This is a genomic window from Pseudomonas sp. 43(2021) (genome assembly GCF_017490805.1).
GTDB lineage: Bacteria > Pseudomonadota > Gammaproteobacteria > Pseudomonadales > Pseudomonadaceae > Aquipseudomonas.
Genome location: NZ_JAFGYJ010000015.1, coordinates 78308 through 102950, shown reverse-complemented (window position 1 = coordinate 102950; position 24643 = coordinate 78308). Strand labels below are relative to the sequence as shown.

General features: G+C 63.2%; 23 protein-coding genes. 9 read left to right on the top strand and 14 right to left on the bottom strand.

What is annotated here, in order from left to right:
• Nucleotides 1–4 precede the first annotated feature (4 nt).
• Together J5M71_RS14905 and J5M71_RS14900 are read left to right on the top strand one after the other, a co-directional pair.
• Entirely contained in the window at nt 5–2350 is a 2346-nt protein-coding gene (locus tag J5M71_RS14905) for an FdhF/YdeP family oxidoreductase (protein ID WP_207833134.1), read from the top strand.
• Between the two features lie 317 nt (nt 2351–2667).
• Complete coding sequence (locus tag J5M71_RS14900) at nt 2668–3150, top strand: glycine zipper domain-containing protein (RefSeq protein WP_063914464.1); 483 nt, start codon at nt 2668–2670, stop codon at nt 3148–3150.
• A gap of 55 nt (nt 3151–3205) precedes the next feature.
• Here the strand turns inward: J5M71_RS14900 and J5M71_RS14895 are convergent, their stop codons facing one another.
• From J5M71_RS14895 to hslO, 3 genes are all read right to left on the bottom strand, one after another.
• Nucleotides 3206–3646, bottom strand: coding sequence for a thioesterase family protein (locus tag J5M71_RS14895; RefSeq protein WP_207833132.1), 441 nt, complete (start codon nt 3644–3646; stop codon nt 3206–3208).
• A 232-nt stretch (nt 3647–3878) separates the two neighbouring features.
• Entirely contained in the window at nt 3879–5420 is a 1542-nt protein-coding gene (locus J5M71_RS14890; RefSeq protein ID WP_063914462.1) for a phosphoenolpyruvate carboxykinase, read from the bottom strand.
• Nucleotides 5421–5599: 179 nt separating this feature from the next.
• Nucleotides 5600–6499, bottom strand: coding sequence for an Hsp33 family molecular chaperone HslO (hslO, locus tag J5M71_RS14885; protein WP_207833130.1), 900 nt, complete (start codon nt 6497–6499; stop codon nt 5600–5602).
• A gap of 121 nt (nt 6500–6620) precedes the next feature.
• Between hslO and J5M71_RS14880 the strand changes: the two genes are divergently transcribed.
• Nucleotides 6621–7415, top strand: a complete 795-nt coding sequence (locus tag J5M71_RS14880; protein ID WP_207833128.1) for a phosphatase PAP2 family protein — start codon at nt 6621–6623, stop codon at nt 7413–7415.
• A 111-nt stretch (nt 7416–7526) separates the two neighbouring features.
• On the opposite strand, the gene J5M71_RS14875 is transcribed toward J5M71_RS14880, so the two are convergent.
• Nucleotides 7527–7928 (bottom strand): S4 domain-containing protein, encoded by a 402-nt coding sequence (locus J5M71_RS14875; RefSeq protein ID WP_207833126.1) that lies wholly within the window; start codon nt 7926–7928, stop codon nt 7527–7529.
• A 142-nt stretch (nt 7929–8070) separates the two neighbouring features.
• On the opposite strand from J5M71_RS14875, the gene J5M71_RS14870 reads away from it, so the two are divergent.
• Complete coding sequence (locus J5M71_RS14870) at nt 8071–8520, top strand: ATP-dependent zinc protease (RefSeq protein WP_170931083.1); 450 nt, start codon at nt 8071–8073, stop codon at nt 8518–8520.
• A complete protein-coding gene (rimK, locus tag J5M71_RS14865) occupies nt 8517–9422 on the top strand; it encodes a 30S ribosomal protein S6--L-glutamate ligase (protein ID WP_015268602.1) in 906 nt (301 codons plus the stop codon). The genes J5M71_RS14870 and rimK overlap by 4 nt, the downstream gene beginning before the upstream one ends.
• A gap of 114 nt (nt 9423–9536) precedes the next feature.
• On the opposite strand, the gene J5M71_RS14860 is transcribed toward rimK, so the two are convergent.
• Complete coding sequence (locus J5M71_RS14860) at nt 9537–10850, bottom strand: ATP-binding protein (RefSeq protein ID WP_063914459.1); 1314 nt, start codon at nt 10848–10850, stop codon at nt 9537–9539.
• Nucleotides 10851–10863: 13 nt separating this feature from the next.
• On the bottom strand, nt 10864–11604 hold the full coding sequence (ompR, locus tag J5M71_RS14855) for a two-component system response regulator OmpR (RefSeq protein WP_012270052.1): 741 nt from the start codon (nt 11602–11604) through the stop codon (nt 10864–10866).
• 217 nt (nt 11605–11821) lie between these two features.
• On the opposite strand from ompR, the gene J5M71_RS14850 reads away from it, so the two are divergent.
• The 4 genes from J5M71_RS14850 (at nt 11822) to J5M71_RS14835 (ending at nt 16892) form a co-directional block, all read left to right on the top strand.
• The gene (locus J5M71_RS14850; protein WP_207833124.1) at nt 11822–14146 is read left to right on the top strand and encodes a Tex family protein; all 2325 of its coding nucleotides are present in this window, start codon (nt 11822–11824) and stop codon (nt 14144–14146) included.
• Nucleotides 14146–14529, top strand: coding sequence for a PaaI family thioesterase (locus tag J5M71_RS14845; RefSeq protein ID WP_003257433.1), 384 nt, complete (start codon nt 14146–14148; stop codon nt 14527–14529). Before J5M71_RS14850 ends, J5M71_RS14845 begins: the two co-directional genes overlap by 1 nt.
• Before the next feature lie 153 nt (nt 14530–14682).
• Complete coding sequence (gene gshA / locus J5M71_RS14840; protein ID WP_172827544.1) at nt 14683–16260, top strand: glutamate--cysteine ligase; 1578 nt, start codon at nt 14683–14685, stop codon at nt 16258–16260.
• On the top strand, nt 16260–16892 hold the full coding sequence (locus J5M71_RS14835; protein WP_207833122.1) for a TetR/AcrR family transcriptional regulator: 633 nt from the start codon (nt 16260–16262) through the stop codon (nt 16890–16892). Before gshA ends, J5M71_RS14835 begins: the two co-directional genes overlap by 1 nt.
• A gap of 139 nt (nt 16893–17031) precedes the next feature.
• Here J5M71_RS14835 and J5M71_RS14830 read toward each other — a convergent pair whose 3' ends face one another.
• From J5M71_RS14830 to J5M71_RS14795, 8 genes are all read right to left on the bottom strand, one after another.
• A complete protein-coding gene (locus tag J5M71_RS14830) occupies nt 17032–17247 on the bottom strand; it encodes a molybdopterin-binding protein (protein WP_003255829.1) in 216 nt (71 codons plus the stop codon).
• Nucleotides 17248–17291: 44 nt separating this feature from the next.
• Nucleotides 17292–18104 (bottom strand): aliphatic sulfonates ABC transporter ATP-binding protein, encoded by an 813-nt coding sequence (ssuB, locus tag J5M71_RS14825; protein WP_013970450.1) that lies wholly within the window; start codon nt 18102–18104, stop codon nt 17292–17294.
• Nucleotides 18101–18898, bottom strand: coding sequence for an aliphatic sulfonate ABC transporter permease SsuC (gene ssuC / locus J5M71_RS14820; protein ID WP_207833120.1), 798 nt, complete (start codon nt 18896–18898; stop codon nt 18101–18103). The genes ssuB and ssuC overlap by 4 nt, the downstream gene beginning before the upstream one ends.
• A gap of 10 nt (nt 18899–18908) precedes the next feature.
• The gene (ssuD, locus tag J5M71_RS14815; protein ID WP_063914454.1) at nt 18909–20057 is read right to left on the bottom strand and encodes an FMNH2-dependent alkanesulfonate monooxygenase; all 1149 of its coding nucleotides are present in this window, start codon (nt 20055–20057) and stop codon (nt 18909–18911) included.
• A gap of 59 nt (nt 20058–20116) precedes the next feature.
• Nucleotides 20117–21082, bottom strand: coding sequence for a sulfonate ABC transporter substrate-binding protein (locus J5M71_RS14810; protein ID WP_087501910.1), 966 nt, complete (start codon nt 21080–21082; stop codon nt 20117–20119).
• A gap of 84 nt (nt 21083–21166) precedes the next feature.
• The gene (gene ssuE / locus J5M71_RS14805) at nt 21167–21760 is read right to left on the bottom strand and encodes an NADPH-dependent FMN reductase (RefSeq protein ID WP_207833118.1); all 594 of its coding nucleotides are present in this window, start codon (nt 21758–21760) and stop codon (nt 21167–21169) included.
• A 290-nt stretch (nt 21761–22050) separates the two neighbouring features.
• Nucleotides 22051–22689 (bottom strand): peroxiredoxin, encoded by a 639-nt coding sequence (locus tag J5M71_RS14800; protein ID WP_015268594.1) that lies wholly within the window; start codon nt 22687–22689, stop codon nt 22051–22053.
• A gap of 167 nt (nt 22690–22856) precedes the next feature.
• Complete coding sequence (locus J5M71_RS14795) at nt 22857–24197, bottom strand: OprD family porin (protein WP_063914451.1); 1341 nt, start codon at nt 24195–24197, stop codon at nt 22857–22859.
• Nucleotides 24198–24643: the final 446 nt, after the last annotated feature.

The following is a 24643-nucleotide window of genomic DNA, read 5'->3' as shown; positions in this document are numbered from 1 at the left end:
ACTCGTGACCTCGTACCAACACCTCCCGGACAACACCCCTGCCTCCTCCCCTCGCTACAAGCCCTACCACGGCCCCGCCGGTGGCTGGGGCGCGCTGCGCAGCGTGGCCAAGGCCTGGGTCGGCAGCGACAACGCACTGAAGAACATTCGCGCCCTGCTCAAGACCAACCAGAACGGCGGTTTCGACTGCCCCGGCTGCGCCTGGGGCGATTCGCCGGAAAGCGGCATGGTCAAGTTCTGCGAGAACGGTGCCAAGGCGGTGAACTGGGAGGCGACCAAGCGCCGCGTCGATGCTGCCTTTTTTGCCCGCTACAGCGTCAGCTCGTTACTGCAGCAGAGCGACTACTGGCTGGAGTATCAGGGGCGCCTGACCGAGCCGATGGTCTATGACGCGCCTAGCGATCGCTACCAGCCGATCAGCTGGGATGCCGCTTTCGCCCTGATTGCCCGCGAGCTGAACAAGCTGGCCAACCCTGACCAGGCCGAGTTCTACACGTCGGGGCGTGCCAGCAACGAAGCGGCATACCTGTACCAGTTGTTCGTGCGCGCCTACGGCACCAACAACTTCCCCGACTGCTCGAACATGTGCCACGAGGCCAGTGGCGTGGCCTTGGGGCAAAGCGTCGGGATCGGCAAGGGCACGGTCACCTTCGACGACTTCGAACATGCCGACGCGATTTTCGTCTGGGGCCAGAACCCCGGCACCAACCACCCGCGCATGCTCGACCCGCTGCGCGATGCGGTCAAACGCGGGGCGCAGGTGGTGTGCATCAACCCGCTCAAGGAACGTGGCCTGGAGCGCTTCCAGCACCCGCAGAACCCGCTGGAAATGCTGACCAACAGCGACCGGCCGACCAACACCGCATTCTTCCGCCCGGCGCTGGGCGGCGACATGGCGATGCTGCGCGGCATGGCCAAGTTCGTCCTGCAATGGGAACGCGAAGCCCAGGCCAAGGGCGAACCGGCCGTCTTCGACCACGCCTTCATTGCCGAACATGGTCATGGCGTCGACGACTACCTGGCGGTGGTGGATGCCACCCCGTGGGAGCACATCCAGGCCCAGTCCGGCCTGGCACTGGCCGACATCGAACTGGCCGCGCGCATGTACTGCCGCGGCAAGCGGGTGATCATGTGCTGGGCGATGGGCATTACCCAGCACCGCCATTCGGTGCCGACCATCCAGGAAATCGTCAACCTGCAGATGCTGCGCGGCAACATCGGCGTACCAGGCGCCGGCCTGTGCCCGGTGCGCGGGCACAGCAACGTGCAGGGTGACCGCACCATGGGCATCAACGAACGCCCACCGGTGGCCCTGCTGGACGCCATCGAGCAGCGCTTCGGCTTCCCCGTGCCCCGGCACAACGGCCACAACACCGTCGAGGCGATCCACGCCATGCTCGAAGGCCGGGCCAAGGTGTTCATCGGCCTGGGCGGCAACTTCGCCCAGGCCACGCCGGACACCGAACGCACCGCCCAGGCACTGCGCAACTGCGAGCTGACCGTGCACATCAGCACCAAGCTCAACCGCAGCCACCTGGTGCACGGCAAGCAGGCACTGATCCTGCCGTGCCTGGGCCGCACCGACATCGACCTGCAGGCCGAAGGGCCCCAGGCGGTAACGGTAGAGGACTCGTTCAGCATGGTCCACGCCTCCAATGGCCAGCTGAAACCGCTGTCGACGCAGATGCGCTCGGAGCCGGCGGTGATCGCTGGTATCGCCGCCGCCACCCTGGGCAAGAAGCCCGTGGACTGGCACTGGCTGGTGGCGGACTATGACCGTATTCGCGAGCTGATCGGCGACACCATCGCCGGCTTCAGCGGCTTCAACCAGCGCCTGCGCGAGCCGGGCGGTTTCTACCTGGGCAACAGCGCCGCCAGCCGCGAATGGAAGACCAGCACCGGCCGCGCCAACTTCAAGGCCAACCTGCTGCCCGACACGCTGCTCCACGAGCGCGTACGCGCCAGCGGCCAGGTACCGGACCTGATCCTGCAGTCGATGCGCTCGCACGATCAGTACAACACCACCATCTACGGCCTGGATGACCGTTACCGCGGCGTGCGCGGCCAGCGCGAGGTGCTGTTCGCCAACGAAGCCGACATCATCCGCCTGGGCTTCCAGCCGGGGCAACAGGTCGACATCGTGTCGTTGTGGGGGGATGAGCATGTGCGCCGTGTGCACGGCTTTACCCTGCTGGCCTTCGACATCCCGGCCGGGCAGGCGGCGGCTTACTACCCTGAGGTGAACCCGCTGGTGCCGCTGGAAAGCATTGGCGATGGCAGCCATACGCCGACGTCGAAGTTCATTGCCATCAAGCTGGAGCGTGCGCGGGACCAGGGGCGTATCCTGTAGGAATCGTGTTGGCCTCTTCGCGGGCACGCCCGCTCCCACAGGAAGTCCACATGTTTCGATTCCTGTGCTTTACCTTGTGGGAGCGGGCGTGCCCGCGAAGAGGCCGGAAGCCCTACCGCAAAAAACAAAAAAGCCCTGTTCCATAGCGGTTCAGGGCTTCGTCATAAAGAGCTCAGACAGCGAAAAAACGATAAAGTTTCATAGTAAATACAGTAAGTTAGAGAATTGTGTACAAGTCGTGTTACTCGTCGGATTTCCGTTGCCAGGCGCGCCTGCAAGGCTCAAATTCGCCTCGTCATCCCTATGAGGCTCTCTTGATGAAGAAGTACTCCTCGATACTGTTGTTGTCTTTCAGCTTGCTCAGCGGCGTTGCCATGGCAGGCGGCACCACCGAGGCCGGCATTGGCGGCGCATTGGGTGGGGTACTGGGCTCTGTCGTAGGCCAGTCCATTGGTGGTAGCACAGGCGGCGCGATCGGCGCTGGCCTGGGCGGCGCAGCTGGCAGTGCAGTCGGTGCCAACAAGCACCAGCGTGGTGAGGCAGCCATCGGTGGCGCATTGGGCGCCGCAGGCGGCAACGTGGTCGGCCGCTCCATGGGCGGCACTACCGGTAGCTACATTGGCGCGGCAGCCGGCGGTGGTGCCGGTGGCGCACTGGGTAACTACATGGGTAAAGAGGCCGACAGAGACGATTACCACGATGGCCGCCGCTACCGTCGTGGCTATGACGACGACCGTCGCCACTGGGACCGTGGCCACCACTACGGCCACCGCAAGCACAAGCGCCACTGGCGCGACTAACGCCTGAGGGCCCTGCCCCGGCAACAAAAGCCCCGCCCCTGCCAGCGGGGCTTTTTTATGCCTGCTGTTCCAGCAGGATGCCAGACAGGATCACCTGCAACGCCGCTGGCAACGCCACAGGCCGGCCGCTGGTGCGTTCGATGAACACCTGCACCACCGTGCCTGCCGCACACGCCTCCGGCTCCCCTGGGCGGAACAGCGCCAGGCGGTATTCCACCGTGCTGCCCGCCAGGCGCGCTACCCCCAGCCCCACTTCCAGCACGTCCGGAAAGCCCGGTAAGGCATAGAAATCCGCCGCCGAACTGACCACGAAAGCCGCCAGCTCGCCGTCACGCAGGTCCAGTTCGGCCTGTTCGACGAGGAACGCCTGGATGGCGGTTTCGAAGAAGCCGTGCACGGTGGCACCGGCAATGTGGCCGTTCAGGTCATTGTCCTGGGGACGGGTGAGGATGGGGTGGAAGTGGGAGAAGGCAGTGCGCTGGGGGGATTCGGTCATCTGGCTGGCTCTTGTCTTCGCGATGGATGCTGACAGTGAAACAGAAAAACCGGGTTTTCGCTGCTTGTGCCGGCCTCTTCGCGGCTAAAGCCGCTCCCACAGGTACACCACCAACGTTGAATGCAGTGCAGTACCTGTGGGAGCGGCTTTAGCCGCGAAGAGGCCGGTACAGGCAGTAGAAAACGAAAAGGCCGCCCGTTGGGGCGGCCTTTTCGTTACAGGCAGGCTCAGCTTACAGCTGCGGGCCAGCGGCCTTGATGGCGTCGGAAACTTCGAACTTCTTGAAGTTTTCGATGAACAGCTTGGCCAGGCCTTTGGCGGCCTCGTCGTAGGCAGCCTTGTCAGCCCAGTTGGTGCGCGGGTTGAGCAGCTCGGTTTCAACGCCCGGAACGGCCTTCGGCACGTCCAGGTTGATGATGTCCAGGTGCTCGGTTTCGGCACCGATCAGCGCGCCGCTCTGGATCGCAGCGATCACGGCACGGGTGGTCGGGATGCTGAAGCGCTTGCCAACGCCGTAACCACCGCCGGTCCAGCCGGTGTTGACCAGGTAGACCTTCGAGTCAAAGCCTTTGATACGCTTGATCAGCAGCTCGGCGTATTCACCAGCCGGGCGCGGGAAGAACGGAGCGCCGAAGCAGGTGGAGAAGGTCGACTTGATGCCGCTGCCCGAACCCATTTCGGTGGAACCGACCAGCGCGGTGTAGCCGGACAGGAAGTGGTAGGCCGCCTGCTCGTTGTTCAGGATCGAAACCGGAGGCAGAACACCCGTCAGGTCGCAGGTCAGGAAGATGACTGCATTCGGCTCGCCGCCCAGGTTCGCTTCGGAACGCTTGGCAACGTGCTCCAGCGGGTAGGCCGCGCGGCTGTTCTGGGTCAGGCTGACATCGCTGTAGTCGGCGTGCTTGTTGGCGTCGAGAACAACGTTTTCCAGCACGGCGCCATGCTTGATGGCTTTCCAGATGACCGGCTCATTCTTCTCGGACAAGTCGATGCACTTGGCGTAGCAACCGCCTTCGATGTTGAAGACCACGCCCTCGCCCCAGCCGTGCTCGTCGTCACCGATCAGGTAACGGCTTTCGTCGGCCGACAGGGTGGTCTTGCCGGTGCCGGACAGGCCGAAGAACAGGGTCACATCGCCTGCTTCGCCGATGTTGGCGGCGCAGTGCATCGGCAGTACGTCGGCAGCCGGCAGCAGGAAGTTCTGCACCGAGAACATGGCTTTTTTCATTTCGCCTGCGTAGCGCATGCCAGCGATCAGCACCTTCTTCTGGGCGAAGTTGATGATCACGCAACCATCGGAGTTGGTGCCGTCACGCTCAGGTTCGCACACGAAGTTGGCGACGTTGAGGACCTGCCACTCGCCACGACCAGCCGGGTTGTACTGCTCCGGGTTGATGAACAGGCAACGACCGAACAGGTTCTGCCAGGCAGTCTGGGTGGTCATCTTCACCGGCAGGTAGTGCTCGGCGGCCGCCCCTACGTGGACGTAGGAAACGAAGTGATCCTGGGCGTTGTTGAACGCCTCGACGCGGTCCCACAGGGCATCGAACTTGTCGGCCGGGAACTTGCGGTTGATCGGGCCCCAGGCAATGGCGTCCTGGGTGGAAGGTTCTTCGACGATGAAACGGTCAGCCGGCGAACGGCCAGTACGGTGACCAGTCTCCACGACCAGTGCACCAGTATCGGCTAGTACGCCTTCACCGCGTTGCAGCGCTTCTTTTACCAGCTCATCGACGCTCAGGTCGGTGTACACGGTGTTGTTGGCTTGCGTCATGAGATACCCCATCCGGCCCGAGGCCGAGTGCTCCAAACGTTTTGTAGTTGTCTTGAAAAAACTACTACAGCGAAAAAAGTGGCCGGATTATGCCAGAAACGCCCAAAAAAAGTAGGCCCCTCCTGTCAGAACTGCGCTTTTGCGCAATTAGACAGGAGATTGTCCTGTGGTTAAACGTTTCAGTGACGAGTTTCTGAGGCTACGTCAGTGCCGCCACCGGCAAACAGTTGCGCCACATCGCTGGCGTCGAAGAAATAGCGCTCGTTGCAGAACTGGCAATCGATCTCCACCTGCCCGCCGCATTCTTCCACCAGCGCCTTGGCGTCGTGCTCGCCCAAACTGACCAGCGCATTGCCGGAACGTTCGCGCGAGCAGCTGCAATTGAAGCGCAGCGGCTGGATGTCGAACAGGCGCACGGCGTCTTCGTGGTACAGGCGGTGCAGCAGGGTTTCGTTGTCCAGCGCCCACTCATCAGCCTTGAGCGTGGTAGCCAATGCCACAACGTGCTGCCAGCTTTCTTCACGCTCTTCATCGTCCGGCTGGCGATCGCGCGGCAGTTGCTGCAGCAGCAGACCACGGGCCTTGCCGCCTTCGGCGTTGAGCCAGAAGCGGGTATTGAGCTGTTGCGACTGGACGAAGTAGTTGGTGAAGCACTCCGACAGGGTGGCGCCATCGAGATCCACGGTACCCTGGTAGCGTTGGCCCTTGACCGGATCGATGGTCAGGGTCAGGTGGCCGTCCGGCATCAGTTGCGACAGGGTGGCGCCGTCAGGGATCTGCTCGACGTCATAACGCGCCATGCCTCGGATGTCGCGCTCGCCCGAGCACTCCACCATCAGCAGCGGGATCGGCCCTTCCGAACGCGCCTGCAGAATCAGCAGGCCGTCGAACTTCAGCGCCCCCACCAGCAAGGCGGTGGCGGCCATCAGCTCACCGAGCAGCGCCTGTACCGGCTGCGGGTATTCATGACGCGCCAGCACCGCGGCGTAGCTGTCGTCGAGAGACACCCACTCGCCGCGCACATCGCGCTCGTCGAAGATGAAACGTTGGGTGAAATCGGTATCAGGCAGGTCGCTCATAGGTTTTGGCTATCTAAAAAATGATGACAAAATGGTTACAAGGGTTGTCGAAAACTTGCGAGAACCCCGTGACAGAGCGCTCACAAGGCGCTCCGATTCCTGTTTGCAATAGAGGTATTTTATGGACAATCGACCACTGTTCCAAGCAAGGTGGTCCTGGGGGCCATTGGCAGCCTGTACGCTGCTTCCCATCGCTCTACTGTCTTTCTGGTTATGGCCCATTGGCCAGATCCTGTGCCTGACTTTCGACGAGTGGCTGTTCCACAGCCTGAATGCGCCGCTAGCCGACAACACCACATGGCGCTACATCTGGACCATCGGCAGCCTGCGCCCGTTCGACATCGTCGTCGGCCTGATCCTTCTGGCAGTGCTTATCCGTGGCGACTGGGTGTTCAAGGCAACCCAGGTTCGCCAGGCCTTTTTCGGCTTTCTGGTCACGCTAACCCTCTTAGTGGTGATTCGCGCGCTGTTTTCCAAGTGGGTGGATGCAGCCGGCTGGCAGCACAAGAGCCCGTCGATGATGTTCGACGAGGTGGTGCACCTCAGCGACTACTACCCGAACCTGGAGGCGGCCTGGGAGCTCAAGGACCGTTCCAGCAAGAGTTTCCCGGGGGACCATGCCTCGGTGCTGTTGGTCTGGGCGCTGTTCATGAGCGTGTTCAGCCGCCGCCTGGTGCAGTACCTGGTGGTCTGGGGGCTGGCGGTACTGTTCATGTTGCCGCGCCTGGTGGCAGGTGCCCACTGGGGGCAGGATGACTATATCGGCGGGCTGCTGATGGCGGTACTGGCGTTGGGCTGGAGCTGCTACACACCGCTGGCGGCCAAGGGGAGTGCGGTGCTGATCCGCTGGACGGCGCCGTTGTTCGCGATCGCGGCCAAGTTACCGTTGGTCGGGCGCTTGGCGGTGACCCGCTAGATCCTTGGGGCTACTGCGTAGCCCATCGCGACACAAGGCCGCTCCTACAGGGGAACGCGATTTCCTGTAGGAGCGGCCTTGTGTCGCGAAAGGGCCGCAACGCGGCCCCGGCTATTCGAAGCTGCCATGCAACTGGTGAATCTGCCGCCGCTGCTTCTTGGTCGGCCGCCCATCGGTGGTCACACCCATCGCCCCGGCCTTGCGCATTTCTGCCGCCTGCTCACGCCGACGCACGCTGTCCTCGGTCTCTTCGTACAACGTCTGCGCCTCTGGCGCCCCTCGGCGCACCACCGACAGCGCCTTCACCACCACGGTACGTTCATCGAACCCGGTACGCAGCACGAACTCGTCACCCACCCGCGGTTCCTTGCCCGGCTTGCAGCGCTCGCCCCGGCAATGCACCTTGCCGCTCTCGATCGCCGCCTTGGCCAGCGCGCGGGTCTTGTAGAAACGTGCCGCCCACAGCCATTTGTCCAGGCGAACCTTGTCGTCGTCTTCGGCTTTTTGTGCCATCCCGTTACCTCGAACGCTGTGTTTCATCGAACTGTACTACCGTAACGATCGGATGCAAAAAATCCCCGCCGTGCTTACAGTTCAACACCTCATCCGCAGGGTGCGTTTCGTGAAGACATTTGACCATTTGACTGTGATCGGCCTGCGCGAGTGGGTCGCCCTGCCCGACCTTGGCGTGGCCGGGCTGCGCGCCAAGATCGACACCGGCGCCAGCACCTCCAGCCTGCATGCCACCGAGGTGGAACCGTTCGAGCGCGACGGCCAACCCTGGGTCCGCTTCACCGCACACCTGGGCTCGGTGGTGCAGTTGCGCCACCGCCGCTGCGAGGCACCGCTGGTGACCATGAAAACCATCAAGAGCTCCAACGGCCAGGCCCAGACCCGCTATGTCATCCGCACGTCACTGGCCCTGGGCGATGGTGTGTGGGAGGTGGAGTTCACCCTGGCCTGCCGCAAGAACATGCGTTACCGCCTGTTGCTGGGCTCCAAGGCCCTGATCCATGGCCAGCTGGTGGTCAACCCTGGCCTGAAGTACGTCCAAGACAAACCGGCCTTCCCGGCCACCCTTTCCCCTGTCACAGGTGCTGCATGAAGATCGCTGTGCTGTCGCGCAATCCGCGTCTGTATTCCACCCGCCGCCTGGTCGAAGCCGGTACCCAGCGGGGCCACGAAATGGTGGTGATCGATACCCTGCGGGCCTACATGAACATTGCCAGCCACAAGCCGCAGATCCACTACCGCGGCAAGCCGCTGGAAGGCTTCGACGCGGTGATCCCGCGCATTGGTGCCTCGGTGACCTTCTATGGCTGCGCGGTGCTGCGCCAGTTCGAGATGATGGGCGTGTATCCGCTCAACGAGTCGGTAGCGATTGCCCGCTCCCGCGACAAGCTGCGTTCGCTGCAACTGCTGTCGCGGCGCGGCATCGGCCTGCCGATTACCGGTTTCGCCCACTCGCCGGACGACATCCCCGACCTGATCCAGATGGTCAACGGCGCCCCGCTGGTGATCAAGGTGCTGGAAGGCACCCAGGGCATCGGCGTGGTGCTGTGCGAAACCACCAAGGCCGCCGAATCGGTGATCGAGGCGTTCATGGGGCTGAAGCAGAACATCATGGTGCAGGAATACATCAAGGAAGCGGGTGGCGCGGACATCCGCTGCTTCGTGGTCGGCGACAAAGTCATCGCGTCGATGAAGCGCCAGGCCAAGCCGGGGGAATTCCGTTCCAATTTGCACCGCGGCGGGGTGGCCAGCCTGATCAAGATCACCCCGGAAGAACGCATGACCGCCATTCGCGCGGCCAAGGTGATGGGCTTGAGCGTGGCGGGTGTGGATATCCTGCGCTCCAACCATGGGCCATTGGTGATGGAGGTGAACTCGTCGCCGGGGCTGGAAGGTATCGAAGTGACCACCGGCAAGAACGTGGCCGGCATGATCATCGAGCACCTGGAGAAGAACGGTGGGCCTAATCAGACCCGGACCAAGGGTAAGGGCTGAGATTTTGGGGCTGCTGCGCAGCCCATCGCGACACAAGGCCGCTCCTACAGGGTTACGCGATCCTCTGTAGGAGCGGCCTTGTGTCACGAAAGGGCCGCAAAGCGGCCCTGGCAATCACACGGCATTACGCGGCAGCAACAACCCCAAAGGCAACCGTACCCGCGCCTCGATCCCGCCACCAGAGCGATTGCGCAGTTCCACATTCCCGCCATGCTGCGCCGCGATCCGCTTGACGATCGCCAGCCCCAGCCCGGTGCCCTTGCCGCCGCGCGCCCGGTCGCCCCGAATGAACGGGTTGAAAATGGTCTCCAGCTCCGACTCGTCGATCCCCGTCCCGCGGTCCAGCACGCTCAGCACCACATACGGCGCACTCTCGTCGCCCGACACATAGGCGGCCACCTCGACCCCCTTGCCGGCGTGGTGCAGGGCGTTGCCGATCAGGTTGCCCAGCATGCGCTTGAGCGAAACCCGGCGCAGCGGGAACGGTGGAATCGGCTCCAGGCACAGCCGCACCCGTTCTTCCGGCTGGTTGTACGGCGCCACCACCTCGCGCACCAGGTCGGCCAGGTCCACCTCCTCCACCGGCTCGTCTCGGCCATCGCGGATAAAGGCCAGGAACTGGTCGAGGATCGCGTCCATGTCCTCGATATCACGGACCATGTCGTCACTCAGTTCACTGTCGCTGTTCAGCAACGACAGCGACAGGCGCAGGCGCGTCAGCGGTGTACGCAGGTCATGGGAAACCCCGGCCAGCATCAGCTCACGCTCACGCCCGGCCTGCTCGACATCCTCGGCCATCTGGTTGAAGGCCTTGTACACCTCGGTCATCTCGCTGGGCGTGTCGCTGATCGGCAGGCGCACGCTGCGCCCCTGGCCCAGCTGGCGGGCGGCGAACACCAGGCGCTTGAGCGGCTGGTTCAGCTGGCGCACGAAGATCCAGGCCGAGGCGGTGGACAACAGGCCGATGGCCAGGAACCAACCCAGCACGTTCCAGATTTTCTGACCACGCAGCGGGTGCGGGTACAGCGGTACCTTCAACCAGCCCGGGCCCAGGCTTGGCGCATTGACCCACAACGCCGGCGGCGCATGAATGCGCAGCCGTACCTCGGTGTCTTCGCCCAGCTCGGCCTGCATCTGCCGTTGGTAGATTTCGCTGTAGGGCCAGTGCTGCTCACCCTCGGGCACCCCCGAGCCGGTGACCCGGATAAGGCCAGCCGCTTCGGCGATCTTGTCGCGGTTTTCTTCGTCGGCCGCCCAATAGGCGCGCAGGGTCAGCGCCACACCGTGGCTGTACTGACGGTCGACCAGCACGTCCTCGTTCATCAACAGGTAGACCAGGGTCAAGGCCTTGGAGAACAGGACGACGATCAACACCAGCCACAGGGTGCGGGCGAAGAAACTTTGCGGAAACCAGAGCGGTGTCTTCATCGACTGCGCGGCATCATTTACCGGCGTTTCCGTCCGGCACGAACACGTAGCCCACGCCCCAGACAGTCTGGATATAACGCGGCTTGGACGGGTCCGGTTCGATCATGCGGCGCAGACGCGAGATCTGCACGTCGATGGAGCGTTCCAGCGCATCCCACTCGCGGCCACGGGCCAGGTTCATCAGCTTGTCGCGGGTCAGCGGCTCGCGTGCGTGCATCACCAGTGCCTTGAGCACAGCGAACTCGCCGGTGGTGAGCATGTGCACTTCGTCGCCACGCTTGAGTTCACGGGTGGCCAGCGACAGCTCGTAGTCGCCGAAGGTGACCGACTCGTCTTCGCTACCAGGCGCACCCGGCACGCTCGGTGCCTGACGGCGCAGCACGGCCTTGACCCGGGCCATCAGCTCGTCCGGGTTGAACGGCTTGCCCAGGTAGTCGTCGGCGCCCAGTTCCAGGCCCTTGATACGGCTGAGCTCGTCGCCCTTGGCGGTGAGCATGATGATCGGGATCTGGTTGTTCTGCTGGCGCAGGCGCTTGCACGCCGACAGGCCATCTTCGCCGGGCAGCATCAGGTCGAGCACCACCAGGTTGAACACTTCACGCTGCAGCAGGCGGTCCATCTGCTCGGTGTTGGGCACCGCGCGGGCACGGTAGCCCTTGCTGGTGAAGAAACGTTCCAGCAGGCTGCTCAGCCCCGGGTCGTCGTCGACGATGAGAATCTTGTCACCTTCAGCGGTGTTTGGCGTGCCGGTCATGAATAACTCCTCTGATATCGCCGCGCATTATGGCGTAGCCATTGCTGCACGTTGCGTGAGCATTGTTAGCAGATTTTTCCCCCGGCGCCAGTTCCGGCTGGCCGGGCGCCATCACCGCAAGCCGTTTGCGATGGGTATAATGCGCGGCTTTCATCCAGCGCCGCCGGGCGACAGGCCCACAGGCGACCCCCGTATTCACAAATGTCAGGTGGTTTACATGGACAGCATCAACAGCCGTATCGCCGAGGAACTGGGCGTACGCCCCCAGCAGGTCGAGGCGGCCGTGGGCCTGTTGGACGAAGGCTCGACCGTGCCCTTCATCGCCCGCTACCGCAAGGAAGTGACCGGTAGCCTGGACGACACCCAGCTGCGCCATCTGGAAGAGCGCCTGCGCTACCTGCGCGAACTCGACGAGCGCCGCGCCAGCATCCTGGCCAGCATCGAGGAGCAGGGCAAGCTGACCCCGGAACTGGCCCGCGAGATCAAGCTGGCCGACACCAAGACCCGCCTCGAAGACCTGTACCTGCCGTACAAGCAGAAGCGCCGCACCAAGGGCCAGATCGCCCTGGAAGCCGGCCTCGGCGAACTGGCCGACGGCCTGTTCAACAACCCCGACCTGGCCCCGGAAAGCGAAGCTGCACGCTTCGTCAACGCCGACAAAGGCGTGGCCGACGTCAAGGCCGCGCTGGAAGGCGCCAAGTACATCCTCATGGAGCGCTTCGCCGAAGACGCCGCCCTGCTCGACAAGCTGCGCAGCTTCCTCAAGCAGGAAGCCGTGCTCAGCGCCCGCGTGGTGCCCGGCAAGGAAGAAGAAGGCGCCAAGTTCCGCGATTATTTCGCCCATGACGAACTGCTGCGCAACGCGCCTTCTCACCGTGCCCTGGCGATCTTCCGCGGGCGCAACGAGGGCGTGCTGAGCGCCTCGCTCAAGGTCGGCGAAGAACTGCCCGGCACCCTGCACCCGTGCGAGCTGATGATCGGCAACCACGTCGGTATCGAGAACCGCAACCGCCCGGCCGACAAGTGGCTCGGCGAAGTGGTGCGCTGGACCTGGAAGGTCAAGCTGTACACTCACCTGGAAACCGACCTGTTCGGCGAGCTGCGCGACAACGCCGAAGGCGAGGCGATCAACGTGTTCGCCCACAACCTGCACGACCTGCTGCTGGCCGCCCCGGCCGGCCCGCGCGCCACCCTGGGCTTCGACCCGGGCCTGCGCACCGGCTGCAAGATCGCCGTGGTAGATGCCACCGGCAAGCTGCTGGACCACACCACGGTCTACCCGCACGCGCCGAAGAACGACTGGGACCGCACCATTTCCATCATGGCCGCGCTGTGCGCCAAGCACTCGGTGGAGCTGATCGCCATCGGCAACGGCACCGCCAGCCGCGAAAGCGACAAGCTGGTGGCAGAGCTGGTTAAAAAGTACCCAGCTCTGAAGATCACCAAGGTCATGGTCTCCGAGGCCGGCGCTTCGGTGTATTCCGCATCGGAACTGGCTGCCCGCGAATTCCCGGACCTGGACGTGTCGATCCGTGGCGCCGTGTCGATTGCCCGCCGCCTGCAGGACCCGCTGGCCGAGCTGGTGAAGATCGACCCGAAATCCATCGGTGTCGGCCAATACCAGCACGACGTGTCCCAGCTGAAACTGGCGCGCGGCCTGGACGCCGTGGTCGAGGACTGCGTGAACGCCGTGGGTGTGGATGTCAACACCGCCTCGGTGGCGCTGCTGACGCGCATCTCCGGCCTTAACGCCACCCTGGCGCAGAACATCGTCGCCCACCGCGATGCCAACGGCCCGTTCGCCACCCGTGCAGCGCTGAAAAAGGTCAGCCGCCTGGGCGAGAAAACCTTCGAACAGGCCGCCGGCTTCCTGCGCGTGATGAACGGCGACAACCCGCTGGACGCCTCCGCAGTGCACCCCGAGGCCTACCCGCTGGTGCAGCGCATTGCCGCCGACACCGACCGCGACATTCGCTCGCTGATCGGCGACAGCAGTTTCCTCAAGCGCCTGGACCCGAAGAAATTCACCGACGAAACCTTCGGCCTGCCGACCGTCACCGACATCCTGCAGGAACTGGACAAGCCTGGCCGCGACCCACGCCCCGAGTTCAAGACCGCCACCTTCCAGGACGGCGTCGAAGACCTCAAGGACCTGGAGCCGGGCATGATCCTCGAAGGCGTGGTGACCAACGTCACCAACTTCGGCGCCTTCGTCGACATCGGCGTGCACCAGGACGGCCTGGTGCACATCTCGGCGCTGTCGGAGAAGTTCGTCAAGGACCCGCGTGAAGCGGTCAAGGCCGGCGACGTGGTCAAGGTCAAGGTCATGGAAGTGGACATCCCGCGCAAGCGCGTGGGCCTGTCCATGCGCATGAGTGACACCCCGGGCGAGAAGGTCGACGGCAACCGCGGTAGTAACCGTGGCAATGGCGGCAACCGCCAACAGCAGGCGCCGCGCCAGCGCGAAACCACCACTGCGGCCCCGGCCAACAACGCCATGGCCGCCCTGTTCGCCAACGCCAAGCAGCTGAAGAAGAAGTGATGGACGTTCCACGCGAATACGTCGAAAGCGCCTTCAGCCAGCTCCTCGGCTGCCGCCTGCAACGCCTGGAAACAGGTGTTGCCGAGGTAGCCCTGGCGCTCGAGCCACACTTGCGCAACCGTGGCCAGAAGCTGCATGGCGGGGCGATCTTCAGCCTGGTGGACATCGCCATGGGCCTGGCCTGCTCGGCCAGCCATGGCTTTGACCAGCAAAGCGTCACCATCGAGTGCAAGATCAACTACATGCGCGCCGTCAGTGACGGCGAGGTGCTGTGCACCGCCCGTGTGCTGCATGCCGGGCGGCGCACCCTGGTAGTCGACGCCGACGTAGTCCAGGGCGACAAGCTGGTGGCGAAAGCGCAAGGAACCTTCGCGGTTCTCTAGCTCACCAAGCAGTATCTGCGGTATTTTCAGCAGTGCGCTGGCACTGCTGGATCCGCGTTAACCAGGCGACAACGCCAGTTCCTTTCTTCCTACCCTTGTAGACCGTTATCTCTACCCCCATATTGGGGCGACTGACGCGTGAAGGAATACATCTTGAGCGACCTCCTCAACCGCCGCCTGAGCCTGCTCGGCGCCAATCTCCCCCTGCTCAAGCAGTGCCTGCACGGTATTGAGCGCGAATGCCTGCGCGTGACCGACGAAGGTCGCCTGGCCCAGACCCCGCATCCGCAAGCCTTGGGATCGGCGCTGACCAACGAGCAGATCACCACCGATTATTCCGAGTCGCTGCTGGAGTTCATCACCCCGGCCCTGCCCGACCCGGCCAAGGTGCTGGAAAGCCTCGAAGAGACCCACCGTTTCGTCTACAGCAAGCTGGGCGACGAATACCTGTGGAGCCCGTCGATGCCCTGCACGCTGCCGGCCGAGGAGGACATCCCGATCGCCGAGTACGGCAGCTCGAACATCGGCAAGCTCAAGCACGTCTACCGCAAGGGCCTGGCCCTGCGCTACGGCCGCACCATGCAGTGCATCGCCGGTATCCATTACAACTTCTCGCTGCCCGAAGCGCTGTGGCCACTGCTGCGCGCTGCCGAAGGCGGCAGCGAGAGCGACCGCGACTACCAGTCGTCGGCCTATATCGCGCTGATCCGCAATTTCCGCCGTTACAGCTGGTTGCTGATGTACCTGTTCGGCGCCTCGCCAGCCCTGGACAAAGGCTTCCTGCGTGGCCGCCCGCACCAGCTCGAAGAGCTGGACGCCGAAACCCTGTACCTGCCCTACGCCACCAGCCTGCGCATGAGCGACCTGGGCTACCAGAGCAATGCCCAGGCTGGCCTGACGCCGTGCTACAACAACCTGGCCAGCTACACCGACAGCCTGCGCAAGGCGGTGGGTACGCCCTATCCGCCCTACGTTGAAGTCGGCACGCACGTGGACGGCGAGTGGGTACAGCTGAACACCAACATCCTGCAGATCGAAAACGAGTACTACTCGAACATCCGCCCCAAGCGCGTCACCTACACCGGCGAGCGGCCGATCCAGGCCCTGACCTCACGCGGCGTGCAGTATGTGGAAGTGCGATGCCTGGACATCAACCCGTTCCTGCCGGTAGGCATCGACCTGACCGAAGCGCGCTTCCTCGACGCGTTCCTGCTGTTCTGCGCGCTGGAAGACAGCCCGCAACTGGACAACGGCGAATGCGGCCAGTGCACCAACAACTTCCTGACCGTGGTCAAGGAAGGCCGTCGCCCGGGCCTGGAACTGCGCCGCAATGGCCAGCCGATCGGCCTTAAGGACTGGGCCAGCGAGCTGATCGAGCGCATCCGGCCACTGGCCGAGCTGCTGGACCAGGCGCAAGGCGGTGCAGAACACGGCAAGGCCCTGGATGCCCAGCAGGCCAAGGTCGACGACGCCTCGCTGACCCCATCGGCCCAGGTGCTGGCACGCATGACCGAGCATGACGAAAGCTTCGTCAAGTTCGCCCTGCGCCAGAGCCGTATTCACGCTGAAACCTTCCGCGAGCAACCACTGCCCGCCGAGCGCCAGCAGGCCTTCGAAACCCTCGCCCGCGACTCGCTGGCCGAACAGTCGCGCCTGGAGCAGCAGGAAGTCGGCGACTTCGACCTGTTCGTCGGCGCCTACCAGGCCAGCATCCTGGCGATCAGCAACTGATGACCCGCACTGCCACCCCGCGCAAACCGCGCGCCAGCAGCCAGGCCAGGATCGAGGCGATCCTGGCGGCTGCACGCGAGTTGCTGGCCGAACTGGGGGTGGCGGGCCTGTCGATCTACAGCGTGGCCGAGCGCGCGCAGATTCCACCGTCTTCGGTGTACCACTTCTTCGCCAGCGTGCCGGCGCTGCTGGAGGCGTTGACGGCCGATGTGCACCGGGCCTTCCGTGAAGCGCTGAGCGCGCCGATCGACAGCAATGCGTTCAACACCTGGCACGAACTGTCACGGCTGATCGAGCAGCGCATGCTGGATATCTACAACGAGGATGCCGCAGCGCGGCAGCTGATCCTGGCCCAGCATGGGCTGAGCGAAGTGGTGCAGGCCGATCGGCAGCACGACATGGAGCTGGGCGACTTGATGCACAAGTTGTTTGACCAGCACTTTCATCTGCCGGTGGTGCCGGTGGATGTGGATGTGTTTGCCCTGGCCATGGAATTGAGCGACCGGGTGTATGCGCGGTCGGTGCAGCTGCATGAGGCGATCACCCCGCGCATGGCCGAGGAAGGCAAGCGGGTGTTCGAGGCGTACCTGGGGTTGTATCTACCGCCGTTTCTGGCCAAGCGTTCCGGCTGAGATCATCGGGGCCGCTGTGCGGCCCTTCGCGGGCACGCCCGCTCCCACAGGGTCCGCGCAAAACCTGAAACCTGCGCAGTACCTGTGGGAGCGGGCGTGCCCGCGAAGGGCTGCAAAACAGCCCCATGGCCCACACCCATCACAGCTTGGCAATGGACACTTCAGTCGATTTCACGAAAGCAATCACTTCACTCCCCACCTGCAGCTCCAGCTCACGTACGGAGCGGGTAGTGATGACCGAAGTGACGATGCCCGAGGCAGTCTGCACGTCGATTTCCGACAGTACCGGGCCTTCGAGGATTTCCTTCACGGTGCCTTTGAACTGGTTGCGAACGTTGATGGCTTTGATGGTCATGATTTGATTCCTTCTCTATGGTTTCAGTTTGGTGAGTGAGTCATTCAGTGCGCCCAACGCAACTGCGTGGGCAAAGGGGCTACAGGATCCGGCTCGGGCGCAGCGCCCGGGGCCGACAGAACACGGTTGAGCACTTCACTTTCCAGCGCGGCCAGGCGGTGCGAACCGCGCGCCCGGGGCCGTGCCAGGTCGACAGTGAGGTCGAGCCCGACCTCACCGTCCTCGATCAGAATCACCCGGTCAGCCACGGCGACTGCCTCGCTGACATCGTGGGTAACCAGCAACACGGTGAAACCGTGCTGACGCCACAGGCGTTCGATCAGTTGCTGCATCTCGATACGGGTCAATGCATCCAGCGCCCCGAGCGGCTCGTCCAGCAGCAGCAGGCGCGGCTGGTGGATCAGCGCCCGGGCCAAGGCGACGCGCTGCTTCTGGCCACCCGAGAGTGCCGCCGGCCATTCATTGGCGCGGTCGGCCAGGCCAACCGACTCCAACGCTTCCAGCGCACGCGGGCGCCAGTCGCCAGACAGGCCCAGGCCAACGTTGTCGATCACTTTCTTCCACGGCAGCAGGCGCGCGTCCTGGAACATCAGGCGGGTCTCTTCGCGGGCCTGTTCCAGCGGTGCAGCTCCGGCCAGCAACTGGCCTGCAGTGGGCTGGTCGAGACCAGCCAGCAGGCGCAGCAAGGTGCTCTTGCCGCAGCCACTGCGGCCGACGATGGCGACAAACTGGCCGGCCGGAATGTGCAGCTCGATGCCCTTGAGCACTTCGCGCTGGCCAAAGGTCTTGCGCAGGCCGCTGGACGCCAGCGGGATGCCACGCAGCAGGCGTGGCGGCTGTTCCTTGAGCACGGTCATGCGCCCTCCTTCCTGGCCACTTGATAGGCCGGGTGCCAGCGCAGCCACACACGCTCCAGGCCGCGGGCAGCGAGGTCGGCAAGCTTGCCGAGCACGGCATACAGGACGATGGCCAGTACCACCACGTCGGTCTGCAGGAATTCACGAGCGTTCATTGCCAGGTAACCAATGCCGGCGTTGGCCGAGATGGTTTCGGCAACGATCAGGGTCAGCCACATGAAACCCAGGGCAAAACGCACGCCGACCAGGATCGAAGGCAGTGCCCCGGGCAGGATCACCTGACGGAACAGCCCGAAGCCGGACAGGCCGTAGCTGCGCGCCATTTCCACCAGCGCCGGGTCGACATTGCGGATGCCGTGGTAGGTGTTCAGGTAGATCGGGAACAGCGTGCCCAGCGCGACCAGGAAGATCTTTGCCGACTCGTCGATACCGAACCACAGGATCACCAGCGGGATCAGCGCCAGGTGTGGCACGTTACGGATCATCTGCACCGAGCTGTCGAGCAGGCGTTCACCCCAGTTCGACAGGCCGGTGATGAAGCCCAGCACCAGGCCGATGCTGCCGCCGATGACAAAGCCCAGCCCGGCACGCCAGCCACTGATGGCCAGGTGGGTCCAGATCTCGCCACTGCGCACCAGCTCCACGCCGGCGCTGACCACGGCGCTGGGCGCCGGCAGGATGCGCGTCGACAGCCAACCGGCGCTGACCGCCAGCTGCCAGGCGGCCAGCAGCAGTACCGGCAGCGCCCATGGCGCCAGGCGCTGGCCAAGGTTGTTGGAAGTTGCACGACTCATGGCCTGGCCCTCAGCTCTGCGCGACGGACTTGGGCAGGATGTCGTTGGCCACCATTTCGCCAAACGGGCTCACATACCCGCCGGTCTTGGCTTGCTCCGGGCGTTGCACATCCAGGTGCGGGAACAGCAGCTCGGCCACCCGGTACGACTCCTCCAGGTGCGGGTAACCGGAGAAGATGAAGGTATCGATGCCCAGCTCGGCGTATTCCTTGACCCGTGCCGCCACGGTCGGGCCATCGCCGACCAGTGCGGTGCCGGCACCGCCACGTACCAGGCCGACACCGGCCCACAGGTTGGGGCTGACTTCCAGCTTGTCACGGTTGCCGTTGTGCAGGGCGGCCATGCGTTGCTGGCCGACCGAGTCGAAGCGCGCGAGCGAGGCCTGGGCGCGAGCGATGGTGTCGTCGTCCAGATGCGAGATCAGCTTGTCGGCAGCGGCCCAGGCCTCTTCGTTGGTTTCCCGCACGATCACGTGCAGGCGGATGCCGAAGCGCACTTCGCGGCCCTGGGCAGCGGCTTTCTCACGCACCTGGGCGATTTTTTCGGCGACCGCGCTCGGCGGCTCGCCCCAGGTCAGGTACAGCTCGACCTGCTCGGCGGCAAGGTCCTGTGCGGCTTCGGAGGAACCGCCGAAATACAGTGGCGGGCGTGGTTGCTGGATCGGCGGGTAGAGCAGTTTGGCACCCTTCACCTGGATGTGCTTGCCGTCGTAGTCGACCACCTCGCCTTCCAGCACCTTGCGCCAGATACGGGTGAACTCCACAGAGGCTTCATAACGTTCCTGATGGTTCAGGTGCAGGCCGTCACCGGCCAACTCGTCCGGGTCGCCACCGGTCACCAGGTTGAACAGCGCACGGCCGTTGGACAGGCGATCAAGGGTTGCCGCCTGGCGTGCCGCCACGGTCGGCGAAATGATTCCGGGGCGCAGGGCGACCAGGAACTTCAGGCGCTGGGTCACCGGGATCAGCGATGCCGCGACCAGCCAGGAGTCCTCGCAGGAACGCCCGGTAGGGATCAGCACACCACCAAAGCCGAGCCGGTCGGCTGCCTGGGCGATCTGCTGCAGGTAGCCGTGGTCGACGGCGCGGGCGCCCTCGGAAGTGCCCAGGTACTTGCCGTCACCATGGGTAGGGAGGAACCAGAAAATGTTAAGGCTCATTGGAGTTGTCTCCTCAAGGGGGGCTCAGCCAGGGCGGCGCCCCGGCGTAGGCAAATCAATCAAGGCGCACTGGCGACCTTGGCCGGGGGTGTCCAGATCACGTCCTTGATGCTCAGCGGCTTGGGAATCAGCTTCAGCGCCTGGAACGTGTCGGCAATCTTCTGCTGCGCGGCCACCACGTCGGCGGTGAGCGGCGCGGCACCGTAGCCCTGGCGCTTGACCGAGGTCAGGGTGATGTCGGTGGGCAGGCCGAGCAGCGGCGCGACCTGGTCGGTTACTTCCTGCGGGTTGGCCCGGGACCATTCACCCACGGCGCGCACTTCTTCGATCAGGGTGTTGATCACCGCCGGGTGCTGGGTCGCGTAGTTGCGGGTGGCCAGGTAGAACTGATGGTTGTCGACCAGGCCCTTGCCGTCGCGCAGGGTATGAGCCTGCAGCTGTTTCTCGGCGGCAGCCTGGTACGGGTCCCAGATCACCCAGGCATCCACGCTGCCACGCTCGAAGGCCGCGCGGGCATCGGCCGGGGGCAGGTACACCGGCTGGATGTCGCTGTATTTCAGGCCTGCGTCTTCCAGGGCGCGAACCAGCAGGTAGTGAACGTTGGAGCCTTTGTTGAGGGCGACTTTCTTGCCCTTGAGGTCTTTGACCGACTGGATCGGCGAGCCCTTTGGCACCAGGATCGCCTCGCTGTGCGGCGCTGGCGGTTCGTAGGCGACGTACAGCAGGTCGGCACCGGCGGCCTGGGCGAACACCGGTGGGGTTTCGCCAGTGACACCAAAATCGATGGAGCCGACGTTCAGCCCTTCAAGCAGCTGCGGGCCGCCGGGGAACTCAGTCCATTGCACCTGCACGCCCTGCTCGGCCAGGCGCTTTTCCAGCGTGCCTTTGGCCTTGAGCAGCACCAGGGTGCCGTATTTCTGGTAACCGATACGCAGGCTCTCGGCCTGGGCTTGGGTGATGGCGCCGAAGGACACAGCCGCCGCAAACAGGGCGACCAGACCGCGACGCAAGAAGACTGTGCGCATGGCGCTCTCCTGTGCGAGTGGGTTCGGGTTGCACCTGCTTGCCTCGTTGTCGGGCGAGTAAGGTGGTGAAGCGGGTTGAGCCGGTCAGATGCTCCAGCGAGCGCTGATCAGACGTTCGTTCAATACGCCGGGGGCCACGGGGCGCGGCCGGCGGGCCAAGGCAACGTGGAAGGTTTCCAGCGCGTCGTGCAGGCGTTCTTCCAGCGCTGCTACCAGCTGCGCGGGCCTGGTGCCTTCTGCGTAGGCGACCTGGCTGTCGTCGGCGAAGATCCCTTGCAGGGTCTCCTGCGCCTTGAGTGCCGACAGCACGGGCTTCAGTGCGTAATCCACCGCCAGCATGTGGGCGATGCTGCCGCCGGTGGCGATCGGCAACACGATCTTGTGTGCCAGGGCGCGTTCGGGCAGCAGGTCGAGCAAGGTTTTCAGGGCCCCGGCGAACGAGGCCTTGTACACCGGCGTGGCGACGATAAGGCCATCGGCCTGGGCCACCAGCTGCTGGAAGTGCTGCACCTGCGGGCTGTCGAAACGGGCATGCAGCAGGTCTTCGGCGGGAAAGTCACGTACCTGGAACGTCACCACCTCGACGCCACGGTCCTGCAGCCACTGGCGCGAACGCTCCAGCAGCACGCCGGAGCGTGAACGGGTACTGGGGCTACCACCGATTGAGACGACCAGCATTGCAGCGCTTCCTTGTGTTTTGTTGGAGGTGACATTAACAGCCGCCACATATATCTAGAAATCATATTTTTTCATTTGTTTATTCCATTTTAATCAATTCCCCATGCCGGCCCTTTCGCGGGTGAACCCGCTCCCACAGGGACCGCACAAGGCCTGAGACTTGCGCTATCGCTGTGGGAGCGGGTTTACCCGCGAAGAGGGCCATGCGGGGTTTCAGCAGGCATAAAAAAGGGCCGTCGAAACGGCCCGAATATCCCTGCTTGGCTAAGAGCAATGCAACGAGGAATCCTTTAACGATTAGGCTGCGGGGTCAGCCGCAGATAGGGTTTGACCGCCCGGTAACCTTTGGGGAAGCGCTGCCTGATCTCTTCCTCGTCCTTCAGCGAGGGCACGATCACCACGTCGTCACCGTCCTGCCAGTTACCTGGCGTGGCGACCTTGTGGTTGTCGGTCAACTGCAGCGAGTCGATCACCCGCAGGATTTCGTTGAAGTTGCGCCCGGTACTGGCCGGGTAGGTGATGGTCAGGCGCACCTTCTTGTTCGGGTCGATGACAAACAGCGAGCGCACGGTCAGGGTGTCGCTGGCGTTCGGGTGGATCAGGTCGTACAGGTCGGACACCTTGCGGTCGGCGTCGGCAATGATCGGGAAGTTGACCACGGTGTTCTGGGTTTCGTTGATGTCATCGATCCAGCGGTGGTGCGAATCGACCGGGTCCACCGACAGGGCGATGGCCTTGACCCCGCGTTTGGCGAAATCGTCCTTGAGCTTGGCGGTCAGCCCCAGCTCGGTGGTGCACACCGGGGTGAAGTCGGCCGGATGGGAGAACAACACCCCCCAGCTGTTGCCCAGCCACTCGTGGAAGCGGATTTTGCCTTCGCTGGAATCCTGTTCGAAATCGGGGGCGATATCGCCGAGTTTAAGGCTCATGGGCTGCGGCTCCTGTGCTGGGTTCTGTACCGTGTGGGTTCAATGTGCCTGCATTCGATTAAAAATAAAAAGAATAAATACTGATTTATTTATAACCATTGGTCATACTAAATCGCAGGTACAAAAAAGCCTCGCACTAGGCGAGGCTCTTTTGGTAACGCTGGAACTTACATGAAGGCGTAAGTGTAGTTCACGATGAAGCGTGCCTGATCCTGGTCAGAGCTGCTCTCGCCGCTACCACGGTAGACGCCTTGACGCAGGCTGAAGCCCAAGCCTTTGAAGGTGCCTTGCTGAATGGTGTAGTCGACGCGTGCGTCACGTTCCCACTCGTTGTAGGTGCCGTTGCCCGACTTGTTGCGGATATCGTCACCACGCAGGTAGGCCAGCGATGCCTTCAGGCCTGGAACGCCCAGAGCCGCGAAGTCGTAGGAGTACTGACCGAAGGTGGTGTTCTCGCCAGCACGGGCGAACTGGTTGATCATGCTGTCGGTGAACAGGTAGAAGCTGGAACCACCAGCACCTTCCGAAGTACCGCTGTCGTTGACCAGGCTGCCCTGGTTCAGCCATACGAAGCCACCGTCGTCGCCAACCTGCTGGTGACCGAGCATCAGCGCGTGGCCACCCAGGGTATAGGTGAACATGGCGGACCAGGTTTTGTTGTCGATTTCGCCGGTGTTCTTGGCGTAGCCACCGTTGTTGTTGAAGTTGTAGGTGCTGTCGTTGCCGTTTTTGCCGTCGCTGCTGCTATCGAAGTAGCGCAGGTCGGTCTTGAACGACTGGTCGTCAGCAATCTTGAAGACGTGGGTAGCACCCAGGAAGTGCTGCTTGTAGAAGTCTTCCAGGTTCGAGTAGTAGTACTGCAGGGTCAGGTCTGGAGTGAGCTTGTAGTCCAGGCCGCCGTAGCGGAACTTGTTGCTTTCAGCGGTAGCGCCCGCTACGGACAGGCCGGTACGGTTGCTCGAGGCACGGCCCATGGCGTGGGTCAGCTGACCGGCATTGATGGTCAGGTTGTCGATTTCCTTCGAGGTGATGGTGCCACCCTCGAAGGTCTGCGGCAGCAGACGACCATCGTTGGAGACCAGGATCGGCAGGTTCGGCGCGAGCGCGCTACCGAAGTGCGCTTCGGTCTTCGAGAAGCGAGCCTTGGCGTTGGCACCGAAACGAGCCCACTGGGCTGCGGAGCCTTTGCCGTCATCCGGGAAGAAACCACCCTTGTGGTAACCCTCGCCACCATCCAGGTGAATACCCCACAGCGCTTGGGCATCAACACCAAAGCCAACGGTACCTTCAGTGAAGCCGGAGAGGTAGTCGAGCTTGAAGCCCTGGCCGGATTCACGCTGATCTGGACGTTCTGCGCCAGGTTTTGCGTGGTCTTCACGGTTGTCGTTGTTGAAGTACATGGTGCGCGAGCTGAGCGACAGTTTGCTGTCTTCAACGAAACCGGCAGCGCCTGCTTGTTGGGCGAGAACCCCCAGTGCCACGGCCAGGGCCAGGCTGGACTTGTACATATTTTGCTCCTCTACGTTCTAATTCTTGTGTATCTCTGGCGGTGGGATCTGCTGCCCCGCTCACCGTGGATTGGCGATTTAGTCCCAAAGCGTGACCGTTAAGTCAATCGTTTCTAAACGTTTCGCGACTTTGGTCTAAGACGCCACCTGCGCTACAGGATAATGACAATCCTATAAATCCAAAATGACCGTTTTATGAATTGGTAAGATTTTTACGGAATATGTTAGGAACTGTTACTGCCATTCGTTAGCAGCAGCTCGCCTCTAATAACCATTGGTTATTTGCAAACGTTTGCTCATAACCTAATTCCGTATCGTTCTATAGGGACGAAAAAGCCTAGCAGCCGTCTGTGATTTCGCCATTGCGCAAGATCACCTACGTTGCAACCTTTGTGCGGTCGATGTGGGAGCGCATAAAGGCGGCACCGTTAAAGCAATTGGCTCCT